This is a genomic window from Mesorhizobium sp. M1A.F.Ca.IN.020.06.1.1 (genome assembly GCF_004023265.1).
GTDB lineage: Bacteria > Pseudomonadota > Alphaproteobacteria > Rhizobiales > Rhizobiaceae > Mesorhizobium.
In genome coordinates this window covers 1-676 of sequence record NZ_RZSR01001621.1, presented here as the reverse complement: position 1 = coordinate 676, position 676 = coordinate 1, and the positions used below count along the sequence as shown (strand labels likewise).

Here is a 676-nt window from a genome sequence, read left to right as displayed (position 1 = left end):
CGCGGCGTTGGCGGCGGCGATGGAACCGGGGCGCAACCCGTCGCCGAGAGAGAAGGAGACGTCGTAGGCTCTGGCGATGTCGCAGATCTCCTCGAAATGCTCGTAGAGGAAGCTCTCCTTATGGTGATGGAGGCACCACTTGGCCATGATCGAGCCGCCGCGACTGACGATGCCGGTGACGCGGTCGACGGTGAGCGGAATGTAGGCCAGCCGCACGCCGGCATGGATCGTGAAATAATCCACGCCCTGCTCGGCCTGCTCGATCAGTGTATCGCGAAAAACCTCCCAGCTGAGCTCCTCAGCGATGCCGCCAACCTTCTCCAGCGCCTGGTAGATCGGCACGGTGCCTATCGGCACGGGCGAATTGCGGATGATCCATTCACGGATGTTGTGGATGTTGCGGCCAGTGGAAAGGTCCATCACGGTATCGGCGCCCCAGCGGATTGCCCACACCATCTTTTCCACCTCTTCGGCCATCGAGGAGGTGACGGCGGAGTTGCCGATGTTGGCGTTGATCTTGGTGAGGAAGTTGCGGCCGATGATCATCGGCTCGGTTTCGGGATGGTTGATGTTGGCGGGGATAATCGCTCGGCCGCGCGCCACCTCGTTACGCACGAATTCCGGCGTGACGTAATCGGGGATGGCCGCACCGAAGCTCTCGCCGTCGCGCATGAGC

1 protein-coding gene is annotated in these 676 nt (G+C 62.1%); it reads right to left on the bottom strand.

Annotated features, from left to right (window positions below; genetic code table 11):
• On the bottom strand, positions 1–676 hold a 676-nt coding region (locus EOA60_RS35940), incomplete at both ends, for a phosphomethylpyrimidine synthase ThiC (RefSeq protein ID WP_206628452.1).